We start from the raw sequence: 18,800 nt of genomic DNA, 5'->3' as shown, positions 1-18,800 counted from the left end.
TTGGACCCGGTGATATCGATCCGGCCGCTGCTTGCCGTCGCCATAGCAGGCCTGGCGGCCCTTGCCGTTCTCCTTCTGCACAACCGCGAGAAGCTCCGCGATATCGTCTCGCCGCTCGCTGCAATCGTCATGTTCGCGATTGTCGCCTCGATGGCGCCCACGGTGTTGGCGGGCGGGACGGTCGAATTGCGCCTGTTCGAGATTTTGCCGGGGATAGACTTCGCTTTCCGGGTGGATGCGCTCGGCATGGTATTCGCCACCGTCTCGTCGCTCCTGTGGATCGTGGCGGCGATCTATTCCATCGGCTACATGCGCCACTTGAACGAGCATGCGCAGACTAGGTTCTTCGCTTGCTTCGCCACCAGCCTCGCGGCGGCCGTCGGGGGCGCCTTTTCCGCCAATCTATTCACGCTGGTGATCTTCTACGAGATGCTTAGCCTCGTGACCTATCCGCTTGTTTACCACCACGAGGATGAACAGGGATGGGCGGGCAGCCGCAAGTACCTCGTCTATTTGATGGGCGCGTCGAAAAGCCTGCTTCTCGCCGCGCTGGCGCTGACCTACCACATTGCGGGGTCGTTCGATTTTGTGTCGGGGGGCCTGCTGGCAAGGAGCGATGCTTCTGCCGCGATGCTGACGGTCGTCTATTTCTGCTACCTTTTCGGTTTCGCCAAGGCTGCGGTAATGCCGATGCACGCCTGGCTGCCTGCCGCGATGGTGGCGCCGACACCGGTCAGCGCGCTCCTGCATGCAGTGGCCGTGGTCAAGATGGGCGTGTTCTGCGTGCTGCGGGTGGTGTTTCACGTTTTCGGCACGGGGCTGGTGGGCGGGCTTGGGCTGGGCATCGCCACGGCCTATCTGGTCTCCTTCACGATCTTGATGGCGTCCGTCTATGCGCTGACGCGGGACGACCTGAAGGCGAGGCTCGCCTATTCGACGGTCAGCCAGCTCTCCTACGTCGTTCTGGGCGCGGTTCTGTTGTCGCCCGTCGCGATGGTCGGCGGCATCGTCCACATTGCGGCGCATGCGTTCTCGAAGATCACCCTCTTCTTCTGCGCCGGCTCGATCTTTTGCGCATCGGGAAAGCGGAATATCAGCGACATGGCCGGCATCGGCCGCAGGCTGCCTTGGACGATGGGTGCTTTTTTCGTCGCCTCGCTGAGCATGATCGGGGTGCCGCCGACCGGGGGCTTCGTCAGCAAGTGGTATCTGGCGCGGGGCTCGGTGGAGGCGGGCGAAATTGCGTTCCTGGTCGTGCTCCTTGCGAGCTCAGTCCTGAACGCAGCTTATTTCCTGCCTGTCAGCTATGCCGCCTTTTTCGGGACGGAAGCGCAGGAGAGCCCGGCGACGGTCCGCGAAATTCCGATGATGACGATCCCGCTGGTTGCGACTGCCATCTTGTCGGTGTCGATGGGCATCTTTCCCGGCTATTTCCTCGCCCTGGCGGAAGGAGTTGTCAGATGATCAAGCGTGTCGTCGACTTCTTTGGTGACGAGGAACATGCAAACCAGCGCCGCCGGCTGTTCTATCTGGTGCTCGTTCTGACCGTTATCTCCGACTTTCTGGTCCACCGCGAACACGCAGAATACCTCTGGGACCGCCTGCCGGGCTGGTCGGCCGCCTACGGCTTCTTATCCTGCGTGCTGCTGATTTTCGTTTCCAAGTTCCTTGGCCACCGGGCTGGGCTCATGCGGCGCGAGGACTATTATGACTGACTTCGTCCATCCCGCCCTGCTGTTCATTCTCGGCGCCCTGCCGATCCCTTTCCTGAACGGATCGATCCGCAAAGCCTATCTGCTGCTGATCCCGGCGCTGGCGATCCTCGCCGTGCTGACGATACAACCGGGAAGCTACGGCGCGACGCAGTTCGTCGGGCAGGAAATCCTCATCGCCAAGGTCGACAAGCTGAGCATCGTCTTCGCCACCGTTTTCACCATCATGGCGCTGATTGGAACGGTCTATGCGCTGCACCTGCCTCGCCCCGGCCAGCATGTCGCTGCATTTGTCTACGTCGGCAGCGCCCTCGGCGTCGTGTTCGCCGGCGACTACTTGACGCTCTACCTGTTCTGGGAAGGCATGGCGTTTGCCTCTGCCTACCTGGTCTTCGCCGAAGGCGGTCGACAGGCGATCGCCGCCGGGTTCCGGTATCTCATGGTCCATTTCACTGGCGGCGTCGTCCTACTTGGCGGCGTCATTCTCTACGGGCTCTCGACTGGCTCGCTGCTCTTCGGCCCGATCGCAGGCGAGATGGGCGTCGGCGCTTACCTGATCCTTGCCGGGTTCATGCTCAATGCCGCTGTGCCGCCGCTCAACGCCTGGCTGACCGACGCTTACCCGGAGGCGACGGTCACCGGCGCGGTGTTCATGAGCGCCTTCACCACCAAGACCGCCGTCTATGTGCTGGCGCGGGCGTTTCCGGGAACTGAACTTCTCGTTTGGCTCGGTACCGCGATGGCGCTCTACGGCGTCGTCTACGCGGTGCTGGAGAACGACTGCCGGCGGCTACTGGCCTATCACATCGTTAGCCAGGTGGGCTACATGGTGGCGGGCGTCGGCATCGGCACCGAGATGGCGGTGAACGGGGCCACCAGTCATGCTTTCGCACATATCCTCTACAAGGCGCTCTTGTTCATGGGTACTGGGGCGGTGATTTACGTCACCGGCCGGCGCAAGCTCACCGAGCTTGGTGGGCTCTACAAGACCATGCCGGTGACCGTGGCGCTCTACATGGTTGGCGCTTTCGCGATTTCGGCATTTCCATTCTTCTCGGGCTTCGTCACCAAGTCGATGGTGGTGGCCGCCGCCGGGCAGGATCACCGCGCGCTGGTGGTGTTGGCACTGACGATGGCGTCGGCGGGGACATTCCTCCACACCGGTCTCAAGCTCCCCTATTACATGTTCTTTGGCACGGACCGGAAGCTGGAGGCGCGGGAGCCGCCCCGCAACATGCTGGTTGCGATGGGCATGGCGGCGGTGCTCTGCATCGCGATCGGCGTCGTCCCGCAGCCGCTTTACGCACTTCTACCCTATCCGGTCGACTTCGAGCCCTACACCGGCGTCCATGTCACCGAGAGCCTTGGCGTGCTGATGTTCACCGCCTTGGGTTTTGTCATATTCCTCAGGGCACTCGACCCCGAGAACACGATCAGCATCGACACCGACTGGTTCTACCGCAAGGGCGCGCGGGTCTTCATGTGGATCGCCGGAAAACCGCTGACGCGCTACGAGAAGACGGTGAGTGAGGTGTCCGAGACCGCGGTTCTGCCTTTCCTGCATGGGGCGGCGCGGGCGGGACTGTGGATTGATCTCGCCGGTGTGGATGCCATCGTGAATGGCGTCGCCCGGGCGATCCTGAATGGTGGCGGGACGCTGCGGCGCCTCCAGACCGGCGTCGTGACCCATTACGCGCTGGCGATGATCGGTGGTGTGATCGCAGCCACTGTCGTCTTCGCCGTGGTGTGGCGGTAGGGGGCGTGATGGGATTGCCGCTACTCAGTCTCATCGTATTCACGCCCGTCGCCGGGGCAGCGGTTCTGATGTTTCTGCGCAGCGACGATGCGGTGCGGTGGACCGCGCTGGCCGTCACCATCCTCGATCTCGCTCTCTGCATCGCCATGCTGGCGAGCTTTGACACCACGACCCACGCGATGCAGTTCACCGAGAAGCGCCTATGGGTGCCCGCGCTCGGGATCACTTATGCGCTTGGCATCGACGGGATAAGCGCGCTCTTCGTTTTCCTGACCGCTCTGCTGGGCTCGATATGCGTGCTCGCCTCGTGGGTCGCGATCGACCGCAAGGTGAAGGCGTTCATGGTCAGTCTGCTCTCCATGCAGACGCTGATGCTGGGGGTGTTCTGCGCGCTCGACCTGTTCCTGTTCTACGTCTTCTGGGAGGCGATGCTGATCCCGATGTACCTGATCATCGGCGTCTGGGGCGGCGAAGGCCGGGTCTATGCGGCGTTCAAGTTCTTCCTCTACACGCTGGCGGGCAGCCTCCTGTTCCTCATCGGTGTCATCGTGCTCTATTTCAACGGCGGCGAGACCTTCGACATCGTCACGCTGACAGCGCAGGATTTGCCGTTCCCGGTCCAGTCCTGGCTGTTCTTCGCCTTCCTGATCGCCTTCGCCGTCAAAGTGCCGATGGTGCCGGTCCATACCTGGCTGCCGGACGCCCATGTACAGGCGCCGACGGCAGGCAGCATCATCCTTGCAGGGGTGCTCCTGAAGATGGGCGCCTACGGGTTCCTGCGGTTCTCGCTGTCGATGCTGCCGGAGGCGTCGGTGTATTATTCGACGCTGATGCTTTCGCTTTCGGCGCTTGCGATCGTCTACGGCGGGTTGCTTGCGCTGGCGCAGGACGACCTGAAGAAGCTGGTGGCCTATTCCAGCATCAGCCACATGGGCTTCGTGACGCTGGGGATTTTTGCGCTGAACCTCCGCGGGCTCGAGGGCGCCATCCTGCAAATGTTCAATCATGGCGTAACGACCGGCGCGTTGTTCCTGTTCGTCGGCCTGATCTACGAGCGGACACACACGCGAAGCATTGCAGATTACGGCGGGCTGATGAAGGCGGCGCCGGTCTATACGGCATTTCTGGCGCTGTTCACTCTGTCGTCAATGGCGCTGCCGGGGACGAATTCGTTCGTGGGCGAACTGCTGGTGCTGTCGGGCGGTTTTGCGGCCAACCTCGCCATCGGCGCGCCCGCCGTTTTTGGCGCGTTATTGGGCGCGGCCTATCTGCTTGGCATGTACAGGAAAGTCGCGCTAGGCCCGGCCAGCGTCGGTGTCCGATTCAAGATACGCGACGTGAACGCCCGCGAGATGGTCGCGATCCTGCCGCTGGCCGTCTTCGTGCTTTGGGCCGGGCTATATCCGAAACCCTTTCTCAACATTATCGACGTCTCGGTGAAGCATCTGCTGGCTCAGGCGCATGATAAAGGGAGCGGCCAATGACTGCCGCAGCACTTTTCCAGTCGGCTCTCGCAAGCCTGCCCGAGATCGTGGTGATCACTGGAGCCTGCATCCTTTTGATCCTGGGACAGCTTGTGCGCAAGGGCCAGGAACATTTCCTTGTCTGGGCCTCCGTCGCGGTCGTGCTGATTGCCGCCATGGCGACACTCATGCTTTCGAGCGAGGTGCGGCCGGCCTACACGAGCATGTTCATCGCCGATCGCTTCGCGGTCTTCTTCAAGTTCGTGTTCTACCTGGCCACCATCCTGACATTCCTCCTTTCGCGAAAATATGCGGAAATCGAAGGGATCGGGAGCAGCGAATACTATGTCCTGCTGCTCTTTTCGCTGTCGGGAATGATGATCATGGCTTCGGCGACCGATCTCCTCTCGATCTATGTGGGCCTCGAACTGATGGTGCTCTGCACCTATGTGCTGACCGGCTTCCTGCGGCGAGAGCGGCGGTCGAACGAAGCGGCGCTGAAATACGTGATCCTTGGCGCGGTCTCGACCGGGATTTTCCTCTACGGCGTTTCGTTGATGTACGGGCTCACCGGCACGACGCAACTGGACGGGATGGCTGCGGCTGTGACCGACGACCCGCTCGATCCGGGATTGCTGCTGGCAGAGGTCTTCATCGTCGCGGGGCTGGTCTTCAAGGTCGGCGCGGTGCCGTTTCATATGTGGGTGCCGGACGTCTACGAAGGCGCGCCGACGACGATCACCGCATTCATGTCGGTAGGCCCTAAGGCGGCAGGATTTGCGGCGATCCTGCGGGTGTTCCTCAACCCGCTGGTCGCGGCCTCGGACGTCTGGATCATCGTCGCGGTCATTGCGGTGGTGACGATGGCGCTCGGAAGTTTCGTCGCGCTGGTGCAGGATAATTTCAAGCGCCTCCTGGCCTATTCCAGCATTGCCCATGCCGGGTTCGCCCTTTTCGGCGTGGTGGCCGGCGGCGCGGACGGAATCGCCAGCGTGATGCTCTACCTGCTGATCTACTCCCTCATGAATCTCGGTATTTTCGGCGCCGTCATCATGATGCGGAACGGCGATTTCTCAGGCGAGGTCATTGAAGATTACGCGGGTTTCGCCAAGTCGCATCCCGGTCTGGCGCTTCTGATGCTGCTCTATCTGTTCTCGCTGGCCGGCATTCCGCCGACGGCCGGGTTCTTCGCCAAATTCTACGTGCTGCTCGCGCTGGTCGAGCGAGGTTTCGTCATGCTGGCGGTGATCGCGGTGCTGCTGAGCGCCGTCGCCGCCTATTTTTACATCCGCATAGTCATGGTGATCTACATGCGCGAGCCGGAGAGGACGTTCGAGCCTGCGCTGACTCCCTGGGTACGCACCACGCTCGCCTTCACCGCCTTGGGCACCATCGGCATCGGCCTGTTTCCCGCGTGGTTTCTGCGGCTTGCTCAAAACTCGGTGTTTGGCGGCTGACCGATTGAATTTGCAATGATCTGCCCGACGGAATAAACTCGAAGCTCAAGAAAGGATTACCCAAGCCCTTTCCCGGGGCGACCGCATTACCATCCTGAACAGGGCGGTCGCGGCCTTAGGAAAGCTTTCAGTGGGTAACCGGTGCAGTGCGATATGGCTGCAATGGAATTCTTGCCGGTTCTTTTCATGGTCGCCGGAGTTGTTCTGGTGACAGGGGCGACGCTTTTTGTCTCCTCACTGCTGCGCCCGTCCAATCCCTATCCCGAAAAGAACATGCCCTATGAATGCGGCATGGACCCAGCAGGCGAGGCCGCCGGGGGCCGCTTTAGGGTGCAGTTCTTTATTCTCGCGATCCTGTTGGTCGTTTTCGATGTCGAGACGATGTTCCTCTTTCCCTGGGCCGTTGTCCTGAAAGACATCGGCCTCGTCGGTTATGTCGAGATGTTCGTCTTCATAGTGCTGCTTCTTGTGGGCTTCGCCTACGCCTGGCTGAAGGGAGCGCTGGAATGGGAAGCGTAAACAATTCGATCCGCGACAGCGTGCTGTTCACCACCGCCGAGAGCGTTATCAACTGGAGCCGAAAATCGGCGCTGTGGCCCGAGACCTTCGGAATTGCCTGCTGCGCCATCGAGATGATCTCGGCGGGGTGCGCCCGCTATGATCTCGACCGGTTCGGCGTGGTGTTCCGGCCTTCGCCGCGCCAGTCCGACGTGATGATTATCGCCGGCACCGTGACGCGGAAATTCGCTCCCGTCGTGCGCAGGCTTTATGACCAGATGCCGGAGCCGCGCTGGGTTATCGCAATGGGCACCTGCGCTATCTCGGGCGGGGTCTACAACACCTATGCGGTGGCGCAGGGAGCGGAGACCTTCGTGCCGGTGGACGTGCATGTGCCCGGCTGCCCGCCGCGGCCCGAGGCGCTGATGCATGGGTTCCTGCTACTTCAGGAGAAGATCAAAAAATCCCGAGCACTGGCCGGGACTCCTCTGGATCGAGTTGCAGCGTCATGAGTGTGGAGACGCCCCTCATCCGCACGACGATCACGGAGCGTTTCGGCGAGACAATCGACGATCTTGGCTTCGCGCATGGTGTACATGCCTTCGCCGCTCCGCCTGACACGATCGTCGAGCTTTGCCGGTTTCTGAAGGAACACCCGGCGTTGCGGTTCAACTTCCTGTCGGACATCTGCGGGGTCGATCATTATCCTGAGATGCCACGCTACGAGACGGTGTACCACCTCTATTCGCTACCGAACAAATGGCGCGTTCGCATCAAATGCCGCCTCGCCGATCCGCCGCGGGTCCCGTCTGTGACGGGGGTCTGGCGAACCGCCAATTGGCATGAGCGCGAAGCCTGGGACATGTACGGGATCAGGTTCGAGGGCCACCCCGATTTGCGCCGGATCTACATGTGGGAAGGGTTCGAGGGCTTCCCGCAGCGCAAGGATTTTCCGCTCCGTGGCTACAAGGACAAGCTGAACCCGTTTGGCGCCGAAGGCACGCCGCCGACGCAGCCCGACCTCGCCACCAAGAACATTCCATAAGGGAGGCCGCTCCACGCCGGGAACCTAAAATGACCGAAGTCACCGAACTGATCAGCCCGCAAGGCGAAGCGTTCGACACCAAGGAGGTGCTTCTCAATCTCGGCCCCCAGCACCCGAGCACGCATGGGGTTCTTCGGCTTGTCCTGGAAATGGACGGCGAGTACGTCAAGCGCGTGGATCCACATATCGGCTACCTCCATCGCGGCACCGAAAAACTGGCGGAGAGCTTCACCTACACCCAGATTTTTCCGCTCACCGATCGGCTCGACTACCTCTGTCCACCGTCGAACAACCTCGCCTTCGCGCTGGCGGTGGAGAAACTCCTCGGCATAGAAGCACCGATCGCGCACAATATATCCGCGTGATGATGGCCGAGCTGGCACGGATCTCCGGCCATGTCTTGATCACCGGCGCGCTGCCGATGGACCTCGGCGCCATGACCGCCTTGCTCTACGCCATGCGGGAGCGCGAAATGATCATGGACCTCCTGGAAATGATCAGCGGTGCGCGCATGCACACGTCCTTCTGCAGGGTCGGCGGAGTGCGCGAGGACCTGCCTGACGGTTTCCTTCCCAAGATCAGGGAGTTCTGCGACATCTTCCCAAACCGGATCCGCGACTATGAGCGGTTGCTCGAAAACAGCCGGGTATTCCTGAAGCGCACGCAGGGGATCGGCGTGATCTCCGCCGAGGACGCCATCGATCTTGGCCTGAGCGGTCCGAACTTGCGCGCTTCGGGCGTCGACTGGGACATCCGTCGCGACGAGCCCTATGAGATCTATGACCGGCTCGACTTCAACGTCATCACGCGCGACGAGGGCGACTGCTATGCGCGCTGGCAATGTCGGGTCGAGGAAATGCGCGAGAGTGTCCGGATCATCGAGCAATGCCTCGACCAGATGCCCGAGGGGCCGTTCCAGATCGACATGCCAACAATCGCCTTCCCGGTGGACAAGGACAAGGTGCATTGCTCGATGGAAGCACTGATCCAGCATTTCGACCTGTCGGCCTATGGCTTCAAGGTGCCGAAGGGCGAGGTCTATTCGGCGATCGAGGCGCCAAAGGGCGAGCTTGGCTTCTATATCATCAGCGACGGGTCGCCAAAACCATTCCGCATGAAGGTGCGGGCACCCTCGTTCGTCAACCTTCAGGGACTGTTCGGGGTGACCAACGCCCGCTATCTGGCGGACATGATCGCCGTGCTCGGCAGTCTCGACCCGGTGATGGCGGAGGTGGACAAGTAGCAGGGATTTGAATGCAATGACCATGCGCGAAAAGATAAAAGAGGCAGCGGCGCGGTATCCCGACCAGCGCTCTGCGATCATGCCCGCGCTTCTGATCGCGCAGAGGGAGCATGGCCATCTGCCTGGTCAGGTGCTGGAAGAAGTCGCCGACACGCTCGGAGTCGAACGGATCTGGGTCTACGAGCTTGCGACCTTTTATTCGCTCTTCCATACCGAGCCGGTGGGCATGTTCCACCTGCAACTCTGTGACAATGTTTCCTGCATGTTGTGCGGAGCCGAGGATCTGCTGAAGCATCTGGAAACGGTGCTGGCGATCAGGAAGGGCGACACCACGCCGGACGGGCTGTTCACGCTTTCCTCCGTCGAGTGCCTCGGTGCCTGCGAGATGGCTCCGGTGATGCAGGTCGGCGACGATTACCATGGCGCCCTTGATGTCGCGCGGATAGATGCACTTTTGGAGAACCTGCGGGCTACGGCGGAACGGGTCGCGAGCATCGAGCCCTCTGCGCGACCGCAGGGAGAGTAGCGCCATGTTCGAGCCGGTTCTCCTCAAGAATGTCGCCGTGCCGGACAGTCACCTGCTGTCGACCTACGAGGCTGGCGGCGGCTACCAGGCACTGGCGAAGGCGCTGAGAGAATACACGCCTGACGAGGTCGTTAACCTAGTCAAACAGTCCAACCTGCGCGGTCGCGGCGGTGCCGGATTCCCGACGGGCATGAAATGGAGTTTCGTACCGAAGCAGGTCGACAAGCCGAAATATCTTTGCTGCAACGCCGATGAGGGGGAGCCAGGTACCTTCAAGGACCGGATCATCATGGAGCGCGATCCGCATCAGCTCATCGAGGGGCTGGCGGTAAGCGCCTATGCGATTGGGGCCAAAACCGCCTATGTCTACATCCGCGGAGAATATGTGACGGCCATCCGTCGCCTGGAGCAGGCGATCGCCGAGGCACAGGAAAAGGGTTATCTGGGAACGGGCATTCTGGGCTCGAATTTCGATTTCGCCGTCCACATCCATTGCGGCGCAGGCGCCTATATCTGCGGCGAGGAGACTGCCATGCTCGAGTCGCTCGAGGGCAAGCGGGCGCAGCCGCGATTGAAGCCGCCGTTTCCGGCCGTGGCCGGGCTCTACGCCAGCCCGACTGTGATCAACAATGTCGAGACGCTGGCCTGCGTGCCGCATATCGTGGCGCGGGGCGCGGACTGGTTCCGCGGCATCGGCCCGGACAAGAGCCCTGGCCCGAAGCTCTACTGCCTCAGTGGGCAGGTGCGCAAACCCGGCCTCTACGAGTTGCCGATGGGCATACCCTGCGCGAGCTGGTCGAGGAACATGCCGGCGGGGCCCTGCCGGGACGCAAGATCAAGGCGGTGATCCCGGGCGGGGTCTCAGCGCCGGTCATCCCTGAGCACGGGCTGGACGTGAGGATGGATTTTGACTCGCTGGCTGCCGCCGGCTCGATGCTCGGTTCGGCCGGCCTTATCGTGATCGACGATAGCACCTGCATGGTCAAGGTCGCCACCAGGGTCATCGAGTTCTTCCACCATGAGTCCTGCGGCAAGTGCACGCCCTGCCGGGAAGGATTGAACTGGGTCGTGAAGGTCCTGCGCCGGATTGAAGGCGGGGATGGCGCACCCGGCGATCTGGAGCAACTGGAGATGCTCTGCAAGGGCATTTTCGGCAATACGTTTTGTGCCTTGGGTGACGGTGCAGCGATGGGATTGCGGGCAGCACTCGCGCATTTCCGAGATGAATTCGTCGCCCATGTCGAGGAGCGGAGGTGCCCGTTTCACTAAAGGAGTGTGCCGGACCAGGCTTGTGAGGAAACCATGCTTAAAGTCACGATCGATGGACAAACGCTGGAAGTTGAGGCTGGCTCGACGGTGTTGCAGTCCGCCCTGCGTTTGGGCATCGACATCCCGACCTTCTGCTATATTAAGCGCCTGCCGCCGCTCGCCTCCTGCCGCATGTGTCTGGTGGAGATCGAGGGCCTGCGCCGGCTGCAGCCGTCCTGCGCCACTGTGGCCACCGATGGCATGGTCGTGCGGACGAACACGCCTCTGATCGAGGAAACGCGCTCTTCCATGCTCGACATGCTGCTCGCCAACCACCCCCTCGACTGCCCGATCTGCGACAAGGGCGGCGAATGCGAGCTCCAGGACATGGTAATGGCCTACGGCCCCCGCGAAAGCCAATTCCACGATGACAAACGTGTGTTCCACTCCGAGGACATTCGTTTAAGTCCGGTCATCATCATGAACGTCAACCGCTGCATCCAGTGCCAGCGCTGCGTCCGGATGTGTGAGGAGGTCGTCGGCGCGGTGGCACTGGGCACCGTCGAAAAAGGCATGGATACCGCCGTCACCGGCTTCGAGGGCAGTCTGGCGAGTTGCGATCAGTGCGGCAATTGCGTCGAGGTCTGCCCGGTCGGCGCGCTGATGAGCTTCCCCTACCGCTACAAGGCGCGCCCCTGGGATCTCGTAGAGACCGACACGGTCTGCCCGCATTGTGGCACCGGTTGCCAGCTGACGGTGGGCACGCGCAAGGGCGAGTTCATGCGGGTGCGCTCGAAGTGGGACGAAGGTGTCAACCACGAAACTCTCTGCGTGCGAGGACGCTTCGGCCTCGATTTCGTTGCAAGCCGGGACCGGATCAAGCAGCCAATGATCCGTCACGATGGCGCCCTGGTTCCGGTTTCCTGGGACGAAGCGGGGGACTATCTGCACCGGCGACTGTTGGCCGTCGAGAGCAAGGATGCCGGCGGGCTGGCCTCGCCTCGCCTGCCCAACGAGGTGCTTTATCAGTTCCAGAAGCTGATGCGAACAGTATTCCGGACCAACAACATTGATTGTTCGTCACGCTGGGCCGCGCCCTTCGATACGCTCGGCCCGCTATTGGGAACTTTCTACAGCCGCAAGCCACTGGAGGACCTAATCGGCAGCGACTGCGTGCTCGTCGTCGGAGGCAACATAACCGAGGAGAACCCGGTCACCGAATACCTGCTGCGGGACGGCGCGCGGCGGCGGCAGACCGGATTGCTCATGCTATCGGCGCGGCCATCGCGTCTGGACGCCGATGCCAGGGTGGTGGTTCGTGTGCCTCCGGGCGGAGAAGCGGCGAGCCTTGCGGCGGTAGTGGCCGGTCTCGTGGCGGCGGCTGGTCAGGCCTTGCCGGGCGGCGCTTTTGCGGACATCGATGCGGCAATCGGCAGACCAGCGGCGGGCGCCGGCAGTGACGGGCCCGAGCGCCTGGCCGCCGCGCTCAGGGAAGGCCGCAGCGTCACCGTGCTTGTCAGCGTCGACCTCCTGAGATTACCCGAAGCGCGTGCGACGCTGCAGCAGCTCAACAACCTGCTGCACGTCCTCCGCCTGCTAGGCAAGGGCCCGGCGATGCAGTTTCTCTTCGACCGTGCCAACCAGATGGGCGCCTGGGACATGGGGGTCCTGCCGGCGGGTCTGCCGGGGCTGCGGGCGGTCGCCGATGACGCGGCGCGCGCAACTTTTGCACGAAACTGGGGCACCGAAATCCCGTCTGAACCCGGCGCGGATCTCGACGCCATGCTGGAGCTCTGCGTCGGTGGGCGGATGGGCGCGCTCTACATCGTCGGAACCGACCCCCTGGTCGCCTATCCCGACCGGGACTTCGTGACGCGGGCGCTTGGCGCCGCCGATCTCCTGATCGTGCAGGACGCGTTCCTCACGGATACGGCGGGCATGGCCGAGGTCGTCTTGCCCGCGTCGGGCTACGGCGAGGAATCCGGAACGTTCACCAACAATGAGGGCCGGATCCAGAATGTTCGCAAATTCCGTGAGCCCGTTTTCGAGGCGCGAGGCAATCTGGCGATTGTCGACTTCGTCGCGGCGCTACGCAACCAAGCGCTGCGGCCATCGACGCAAGCCGAAATTTTCGACGAGATTGCCCGGCTGGTTCCGGCCTATCAGGGGTTGACGCAGGACGGGCTTGCCGCCGACGGTGCATTCACCAAGGCAGTGCCAACATTACCGGCTGGCGTGTTCCTTGCGCCGCCGCCCGTTCCAACTGCAGCCGACCGGCTCATGCTGATCACCGGCGACTGCCTGTTCCACAACGGATATCTTTCCGAACGGTCGGACATCCTGAACACAGTCGCCAACGATCCCTATGTCGCGATGAGCGCGCAGGATACCGCGCAGCTTGGCCTGTCGGATGGCGATCAGGTGATCGTGCGTTCCGGCCAGGGCGAACTGACGGCGCAACTCAAGGTCGACAGGCGGTTTCCCAAGGGCCTCGTCTTCGTTCCGGAAAACTATAGAGCCTTGCGTCTCAACAGCCTGATGCGGCGGGGCGAATACCCATGCCCGGTGGAGGTCCAGAAGGTTCATGCCGCTCTTGAGCTCGACCGCACGGACCGGATCTGGCGTGGGGTCTGAAGATTTGGGATCGGGCATCGGAAGGCCCCCGGCATGCCGCCGTGTCCCAGCGTCTTTACATCGATCTGGCGACGTCAGTGATACCTGGTCCCGCAGATGTAATCCTGCAGATCCTGCTCTGTACGCTGCGCTTCGTCGAGCCTGTGTTTAACCACGTCCCCGATACTGACCACGCCGGTAACCTCGTTCCCGTCCATGACCAGCACATGACGCGTCCGTCGATTGGTCATGATCCCCATCGCGACGGGCAGCAAATCCTGTGTCGAACAGGTCGCCACACTGCGGTTCATGATGTCAGCGGCCCGCATCATCGCCGCCTCGGCCCCGTATTCCGCCACCGCATTGCAGCAGTCCCGCTCCGACAGCGTACCGAGGTATTTGCCGTTCGATCGGCTGACGACGACGAAGCCGATATTGTTGTCTCGAAACAGCCGCAGTACCTCCACCATCGTCTGATCGGGAGCAACTGTGATGACACCGACACCCTTGTTTTTCATGATTTCACCGACAAACATCTGAGCCTCCTTCCGAGCGCTTCGGTTTGACAGCTGGCGCGCGTTCATGTTCGCCGGATATTCCGCCACCAGTTGTAGCCCTGCGTCTCTTTCGTCTCGACAAGTACGTCCTTCTTCGTATTCAGGCGCGCGGCAACCACGCCGCCGCCGGTTGCCGCCTTACCCGGCTTGGCGAGCAGATCATCGCGCCCGATCACCAGGTCAGCTGAGGAAAAACTCGAGAATTCGTATTGCTGGCCAAGCGCGATCGCGTCCGCCGGGCAGGCGTCCTCGCACAGCCCGCAGAATAGGCATCGGGCCGTGTCGATCTCGAATTTGGCCGGGTGCCGCTTGCCGTTCTCGTCCTCGTAGGGGACGACTTCGATACAGTCGCAGGGACAGATCTGCGCGCAGAGTTCGCAGGCCACGCACTTGATCTCGCCCTCTTCATCACGCGTCAGGAAGTGATGCCCGCGATAGCGGGAGTAGGGCAGCCACTTTTCCTTGTCCGGATACTGCATGGTCACGGATCTGGAGAACATGTAGCCGAAGGTCAGAGCCAAGGCGCTCGCCAGATCGGCAAAGAACGCCCAACCAATCCATGTTCCAATTCTGTCCTGCGCGCGCGACATCGCCGCCTCGCTACGGAGCCGCTACGACCCCAAAAAGTACACCGGTTATAATTATGTTCGCCATTGAAAGAGGAAGCAAGACTTTCCATCCGATCGCCATCAGTTGGTCGTAGCGGTAGCGGGGGAAAGTGAAGCGGAACCAGATAAACACATAGACGAAGAACGCGATCTTGAGCACAAACCACAAGAGCGGTGGCAAGGGAATCAGAACTCCGTTCCAACCGCCGAAGAACAGGATCACCACCAGCACCGACACAAGCAATACGATGGCATATTCGCTGACCATGAAGAAGGCAAAGCGGATACCGCTGTATTCGGTATGGAACCCGGCACCCAGATCACCCTCCGCCTCCGCCAGGTCGAAGGGAATGCGCTGTGCTTCGGCGAGCCCGGCGACGAAGAACACAATGAATCCGACCGGTTGGTAGACGATGTTCCAGACATCGGCCTGCGCCCGCACGATCTCGAGCAGGCTCATGGATTGCGCCAGCATGACCACGCCGATGACCGCGAACCCCATCGGGATCTCGTAGCTGATCATCTGCGCGCAGGTCCTGAGGCTGCCCAGGACAGCGTATTTGCTGTTGGAGGCCCAGCCGCCGAAGATCACGCCATAAACCTCGATCCCGATCACCGAGAAAACGAAAAGGAGCGCCACATTCATGTTGGAGACGTAGAGCGTGATCTCGTGGCCGAGGACCGAGACCGTTTCGCCGAAGGGGATCGCGACGAACACCACAAAGGGCGGGGCGAGCGCCAGGATTGGCGCCAGTTTGAACAGGAACCGGTCGGCCTCGGCCGGGATGTGATCCTCTTTGGTCAGGAGCTTGATTCCATCCGCCGCCGGCTGCAACAGCCCGTGCCATCCCACGCGCATCGGCCCCATCCGCTGCTGCATGTGCCCGGCGATCTTGCGTTCCAGCCAGGTCAGCGGCAAGGGTAGCAACAGCAGGATCGCAATCAGGAACGCGACCTTCAAGACGATCAGGCCAAGGGCGACGATAAGTTCCATGATCCCGGCTACTTATTCATCGGGTTGAAGCGCACGACCGGACTTTGGCTCCGGCTATACAATGAGCACTGCGCGCACTTGTCAGATTACATGGTACAACGGCGACGCACCGCATACAATGCCGTCGCAGTTATGTCGCCGCTGGCTATGATGTGTCCGGGCTCAGGACGTTTTGAGACGAGTGGCTCGCTGCGCAAGATGAACGCTCCGCGTTTCCGCCGGTTGCACCGCGCCATCTTGCGTATCAAAAACCGCCGAGGCTCTCATCGCTGCAGGATGAAAGTTCCGTGGCAGGTCACTGTTTTATCGGGCTGGCCCGATCGACCGCTCATGACCTTCAGGTTATGGTCCGCAGGACGAGAGCTACCATCGCCAGGGAAAGCGAAGCTTTTCCGCCAGCGATAAGAAGGTAGGTGCTGATCTTTAGAGAGGATTTGGTTGCGGGGGCAGGATTTGAACCTGCGGCCTTCAGGTTATGGTCCGCAGGACGAGGAGCTACCATCGCCAGCGAAGATGAAGTCTTCGCGCCAGCGATATTGCTCAGGAGTGTATTTGGGATTTGGTTGCGGGGGCAGGATTTGAACCTGCGGCCTTCAGGTTATGAGCCTGACGAGCTACCGGGCTGCTCCACCCCGCGCCATTTTATTTTGCCTATGGCAAATATGGTATTTCTTGTCTGTCTGTTCAACGCAGAAGGGCCGCTTGTGAGCGGCCCTTTTGCGACGGCATGGGCCGTTTGTTTTGTTTAGAGAAGATTGTTTTATCAAAGTTGCGTTTTGCAGACCTGGCAGCGACCTACTCTCCCGCGTCTTAAGACGAAGTACCATGGGCGCAGGGGCGTTTCACGGCCGTGTTCGGAAAGGGAACGGGTGCAGCCACCCCGCCATAACCACCAGGTCGGCAAAGCGCAACTTTGTTGTTTTGAGAAGCTGGATTTGGAGCGAATAGGGAGTAGCCAATAGCGAATAGCGTTATTTGGTTCTCTTTCGCTGGTTTTGAACACGTCTTTTGGAACCTCTTCCGGCTGCGGGTGCTTGTGGCACCCATACAGGCCAGAGGCCGTCGCCAATCGTTTGGCGGGCCGTCCGCAGCGCCATGGCGCGTCAGGACAAAGGTCTGGCACATCGAACTTTGTTCGATGAGCATAGTCAATGAGAACGATCAAGCCGATCGAGCTATTAGTACCGGTAAGCTTCATGCGTTGCCGCACTTCCACACCCGGCCTATCAACGTGGTCGTCTTCCACGGCTCTGATAGGGAATACTCGTTTTCAGGTGGGTTTCCCGCTTAGATGCCTTCAGCGGTTATCCCGTCCATATGTAGCTACCCTGCTATGCCCTTGGCAGGACAACAGGTCCACCAGAGATATGTCCATCCCGGTCCTCTCGTACTAGGGACAGATCCTGTCAATATTCCTACACCCACGGCAGATAGGGACCGAACTGTCTCACGACGTTCTGAACCCAGCTCACGTACCGCTTTAATTGGCGAACAGCCAAACCCTTGGGACCTGCTCCAGCCCCAGGATGCGATGAGCCGACATCGAGGTGCCAAACAACCCCGTCGATATGGACTCTTGGGGGTCATCAGCCTGTTATCCCCGGCGTACCTTTTATCCGTTGAGCGATGGCCCTTCCACGCGGGACCACCGGATCACTATGACCGACTTTCGTCTCTGCTCGACTTGTCAGTCTCGCAGTCAGGCGGGCTTATGCCATTGCACTCGACGACCGATTTCCGACCGGTCTGAGCCCACCATCGCGCGCCTCCGTTACTCTTTCGGAGGCGACCGCCCCAGTCAAACTACCCACCATACACTGTCCCGGACCCGGATAACGGGCCGCGGTTAGACATCCATGACGATAAGGGTGGTATTTCAAGGATGGCTCCACGGAAACTGGCGTCCCCGCTTCAAAGCCTACCACCTATCCTACACATGCCGACACGAATGCCAGTGTAAAGCTATAGTAAAGGTGCACGGGGTCTTTCCGTCTGACCGCAGGAACCCCGCATCTTCACGGGGAATTCAATTTCACTGAGTCTATGTTGGAGACAGCGGGGAAGTCGTTACGCCATTCGTGCAGGTCGGAACTTACCCGACAAGGAATTTCGCTACCTTAGGACCGTTATAGTTACGGCCGCCGTTTACTGGGGCTTCGATTCAAAGCTTGCACCTCTCCTCTTAACCTTCCAGCACCGGGCAGGCGTCAGACCCTATACGTCGTCTTGCGACTTCGCAGAGCCCTGTGTTTTTGATAAACAGTCGCTACCCCCTGGTCTGTGCCACCCCATAATAGTTGCCTACCATGGGGTCACGCTTCTTCCGAAGTTACGCGTGCAATTTGCCGAGTTCCTTCAACATAGTTCTCTCAAGCGCCTTGGTATACTCTACCTGACCACCTGTGTCGGTTTCGGGTACGGTCTATACGGTGGAGCTATTTCCTGGAACCGCTCCGCTGCCCTGATAATCCAATAAACCAGAACAACTTGTGCAATCCGTCACTACCACCAGGCCCACGAATATTAACGTGGTTCCCATCGACTACGCATTTCTGCCTCGCCTTAGGGGCCGGCTAACCCTGCTCAGATTAACTTTAAGCAGGAACCCTTGGTCTTTCGGCGAGAGGGTCTCTCACCCTCTTTATCGTTACTCATGTCAACATTCGCACTTCCGATACCTCCAGGAGCCCTCACGGGTCTCCCTTCATCAGCTTACGGAACGCTCCGCTACCACGTGTATTGCTACACATCCTCAGCTTCGGTGCATGGCTTCAGCCCCGTTACATTTTCGGCGCAAAGACCCTTATTTAGACCAGTGAGCTGTTACGCTTTCTTTAAATGATGGCTGCTTCTAAGCCAACATCCTGGTTGTTTTGGGATCCTCACATCCTTTCCCACTTAGCCATGACTTGGGGACCTTAGCTGGAGGTTAGGGTTGTTGCCCTTTTCACGACGGACGTTAGCACCCGCCGTGTGTCTGCCGAGTAGTACTCCCCGGTATTCGGAGTTTGGTTAGGATCAGTAAGACGGTGAGTCCCCATAGCCCATCCAGTGCTCTACCCCCGGGGGTATTCGCTCGA

At 60.6% G+C, this 18,800-nt stretch carries 13 protein-coding genes, 1 tRNA gene, 2 rRNA genes and 2 pseudogenes (1 of these 18 only partly in view); 12 read left to right on the top strand and 6 right to left on the bottom strand.

From position 1 onward, the window contains the following. The 12 genes and pseudogenes from ACS4RR_RS07145 to nuoG all read left to right on the top strand — a co-directional run bounded on the left by ACS4RR_RS07145 (position 1) and on the right by nuoG (position 13,582). On the top strand, positions 1–1,464 hold the full coding sequence (locus ACS4RR_RS07145) for a monovalent cation/H+ antiporter subunit D family protein (protein WP_260109341.1): 1,464 nt from the start codon (positions 1–3) through the stop codon (positions 1,462–1,464). Then, positions 1,461–1,715, top strand: coding sequence for a hypothetical protein (locus ACS4RR_RS07140; protein ID WP_017965940.1), 255 nt, complete (start codon positions 1,461–1,463; stop codon positions 1,713–1,715). Before ACS4RR_RS07145 ends, ACS4RR_RS07140 begins: the two co-directional genes overlap by 4 nt. Next, positions 1,708–3,468: a Na(+)/H(+) antiporter subunit D gene (locus ACS4RR_RS07135; RefSeq protein WP_260109342.1), complete on the top strand. Its 1,761-nt coding sequence runs from the start codon at positions 1,708–1,710 to the stop codon at positions 3,466–3,468. The genes ACS4RR_RS07140 and ACS4RR_RS07135 overlap by 8 nt, the downstream gene beginning before the upstream one ends. A gap of 8 nt (positions 3,469–3,476) precedes the next feature. Then, entirely contained in the window at positions 3,477–4,952 is a 1,476-nt protein-coding gene (locus ACS4RR_RS07130) for an NADH-quinone oxidoreductase subunit M (RefSeq protein WP_260109343.1), read from the top strand. Further along, the gene (locus tag ACS4RR_RS07125; protein WP_260109344.1) at positions 4,949–6,388 is read left to right on the top strand and encodes an NADH-quinone oxidoreductase subunit N; all 1,440 of its coding nucleotides are present in this window, start codon (positions 4,949–4,951) and stop codon (positions 6,386–6,388) included. Before ACS4RR_RS07130 ends, ACS4RR_RS07125 begins: the two co-directional genes overlap by 4 nt. Positions 6,389–6,541: 153 nt before the next feature. Beyond that, positions 6,542–6,907, top strand: coding sequence for an NADH-quinone oxidoreductase subunit A (locus ACS4RR_RS07120; protein ID WP_017965944.1), 366 nt, complete (start codon positions 6,542–6,544; stop codon positions 6,905–6,907). Further along, positions 6,895–7,398 (top strand): NuoB/complex I 20 kDa subunit family protein, encoded by a 504-nt coding sequence (locus ACS4RR_RS07115; protein WP_260109345.1) that lies wholly within the window; start codon positions 6,895–6,897, stop codon positions 7,396–7,398. The genes ACS4RR_RS07120 and ACS4RR_RS07115 overlap by 13 nt, the downstream gene beginning before the upstream one ends. After that, a complete protein-coding gene (locus tag ACS4RR_RS07110) occupies positions 7,395–7,931 on the top strand; it encodes an NADH-quinone oxidoreductase subunit C (protein WP_162117878.1) in 537 nt (178 codons plus the stop codon). The genes ACS4RR_RS07115 and ACS4RR_RS07110 overlap by 4 nt, the downstream gene beginning before the upstream one ends. A gap of 29 nt (positions 7,932–7,960) precedes the next feature. Beyond that, positions 7,961–9,174: pseudogene (gene nuoD, locus ACS4RR_RS07105) on the top strand (NADH dehydrogenase (quinone) subunit D). A 16-nt stretch (positions 9,175–9,190) separates the two neighbouring features. Beyond that, entirely contained in the window at positions 9,191–9,700 is a 510-nt protein-coding gene (gene nuoE, locus ACS4RR_RS07100) for an NADH-quinone oxidoreductase subunit NuoE (RefSeq protein ID WP_162117877.1), read from the top strand. A gap of 4 nt (positions 9,701–9,704) precedes the next feature. After that, positions 9,705–10,969: pseudogene (gene nuoF / locus ACS4RR_RS07095) on the top strand (NADH-quinone oxidoreductase subunit NuoF). A gap of 33 nt (positions 10,970–11,002) precedes the next feature. Next, positions 11,003–13,582 (top strand): NADH-quinone oxidoreductase subunit NuoG, encoded by a 2,580-nt coding sequence (nuoG, locus tag ACS4RR_RS07090; RefSeq protein ID WP_456189893.1) that lies wholly within the window; start codon positions 11,003–11,005, stop codon positions 13,580–13,582. A gap of 74 nt (positions 13,583–13,656) precedes the next feature. Here nuoG and ACS4RR_RS07085 read toward each other — a convergent pair whose 3' ends face one another. From ACS4RR_RS07085 to ACS4RR_RS07060, 6 genes are all read right to left on the bottom strand, one after another. After that, on the bottom strand, positions 13,657–14,097 hold the full coding sequence (locus ACS4RR_RS07085; protein WP_026154335.1) for a CBS domain-containing protein: 441 nt from the start codon (positions 14,095–14,097) through the stop codon (positions 13,657–13,659). Positions 14,098–14,141: 44 nt separating this feature from the next. After that, positions 14,142–14,708 carry an NADH-quinone oxidoreductase subunit I gene (locus ACS4RR_RS07080; protein ID WP_456189892.1) on the bottom strand — a complete coding sequence of 189 codons (567 nt, stop codon included), beginning with the start codon at positions 14,706–14,708 and terminating at the stop codon, positions 14,142–14,144. 10 nt (positions 14,709–14,718) lie between these two features. Beyond that, positions 14,719–15,720 carry an NADH-quinone oxidoreductase subunit NuoH gene (nuoH, locus tag ACS4RR_RS07075; RefSeq protein WP_017965953.1) on the bottom strand — a complete coding sequence of 334 codons (1,002 nt, stop codon included), beginning with the start codon at positions 15,718–15,720 and terminating at the stop codon, positions 14,719–14,721. 560 nt (positions 15,721–16,280) lie between these two features. Beyond that, a tRNA-Met gene (locus ACS4RR_RS07070) sits at positions 16,281–16,357 on the bottom strand. Between the two features lie 145 nt (positions 16,358–16,502). Further along, a 5S ribosomal RNA gene (gene rrf, locus ACS4RR_RS07065) occupies positions 16,503–16,617 on the bottom strand. Between the two features lie 260 nt (positions 16,618–16,877). Further along, positions 16,878–18,800: ribosomal RNA gene (locus ACS4RR_RS07060) — 23S ribosomal RNA — on the bottom strand (it continues 955 nt past the right edge of the window).

The organism is Rhizobium zaerense, assembly GCF_051810725.1.
GTDB classification, from domain to species: domain Bacteria; phylum Pseudomonadota; class Alphaproteobacteria; order Rhizobiales; family Rhizobiaceae; genus Rhizobium; species Rhizobium leguminosarum_I.
This window is presented reverse-complemented; position numbering and strand designations above follow the sequence as displayed.

Coding starts and splice junctions, on each gene's coding strand:
- ACS4RR_RS07085 (WP_026154335.1), bottom strand. CDS start 14,097: ATGTTTGTCGGTGAAATCATGAAAAACAAGGGTGTCGGTGTCATCACA.
- ACS4RR_RS07115 (WP_260109345.1), top strand. CDS start 6,895: ATGGGAAGCGTAAACAATTCGATCCGCGACAGCGTGCTGTTCACCACC.
- ACS4RR_RS07110 (WP_162117878.1), top strand. CDS start 7,395: ATGAGTGTGGAGACGCCCCTCATCCGCACGACGATCACGGAGCGTTTC.
- nuoE (WP_162117877.1), top strand. CDS start 9,191: ATGACCATGCGCGAAAAGATAAAAGAGGCAGCGGCGCGGTATCCCGAC.
- ACS4RR_RS07080 (WP_456189892.1), bottom strand. CDS start 14,708: ATGTCGCGCGCGCAGGACAGAATTGGAACATGGATTGGTTGGGCGTTC.
- ACS4RR_RS07135 (WP_260109342.1), top strand. CDS start 1,708: ATGACTGACTTCGTCCATCCCGCCCTGCTGTTCATTCTCGGCGCCCTG.
- ACS4RR_RS07120 (WP_017965944.1), top strand. CDS start 6,542: ATGGCTGCAATGGAATTCTTGCCGGTTCTTTTCATGGTCGCCGGAGTT.
- ACS4RR_RS07140 (WP_017965940.1), top strand. CDS start 1,461: ATGATCAAGCGTGTCGTCGACTTCTTTGGTGACGAGGAACATGCAAAC.
- nuoH (WP_017965953.1), bottom strand. CDS start 15,720: ATGGAACTTATCGTCGCCCTTGGCCTGATCGTCTTGAAGGTCGCGTTC.
- nuoG (WP_456189893.1), top strand. CDS start 11,003: ATGCTTAAAGTCACGATCGATGGACAAACGCTGGAAGTTGAGGCTGGC.
- ACS4RR_RS07125 (WP_260109344.1), top strand. CDS start 4,949: ATGACTGCCGCAGCACTTTTCCAGTCGGCTCTCGCAAGCCTGCCCGAG.
- ACS4RR_RS07130 (WP_260109343.1), top strand. CDS start 3,477: ATGGGATTGCCGCTACTCAGTCTCATCGTATTCACGCCCGTCGCCGGG.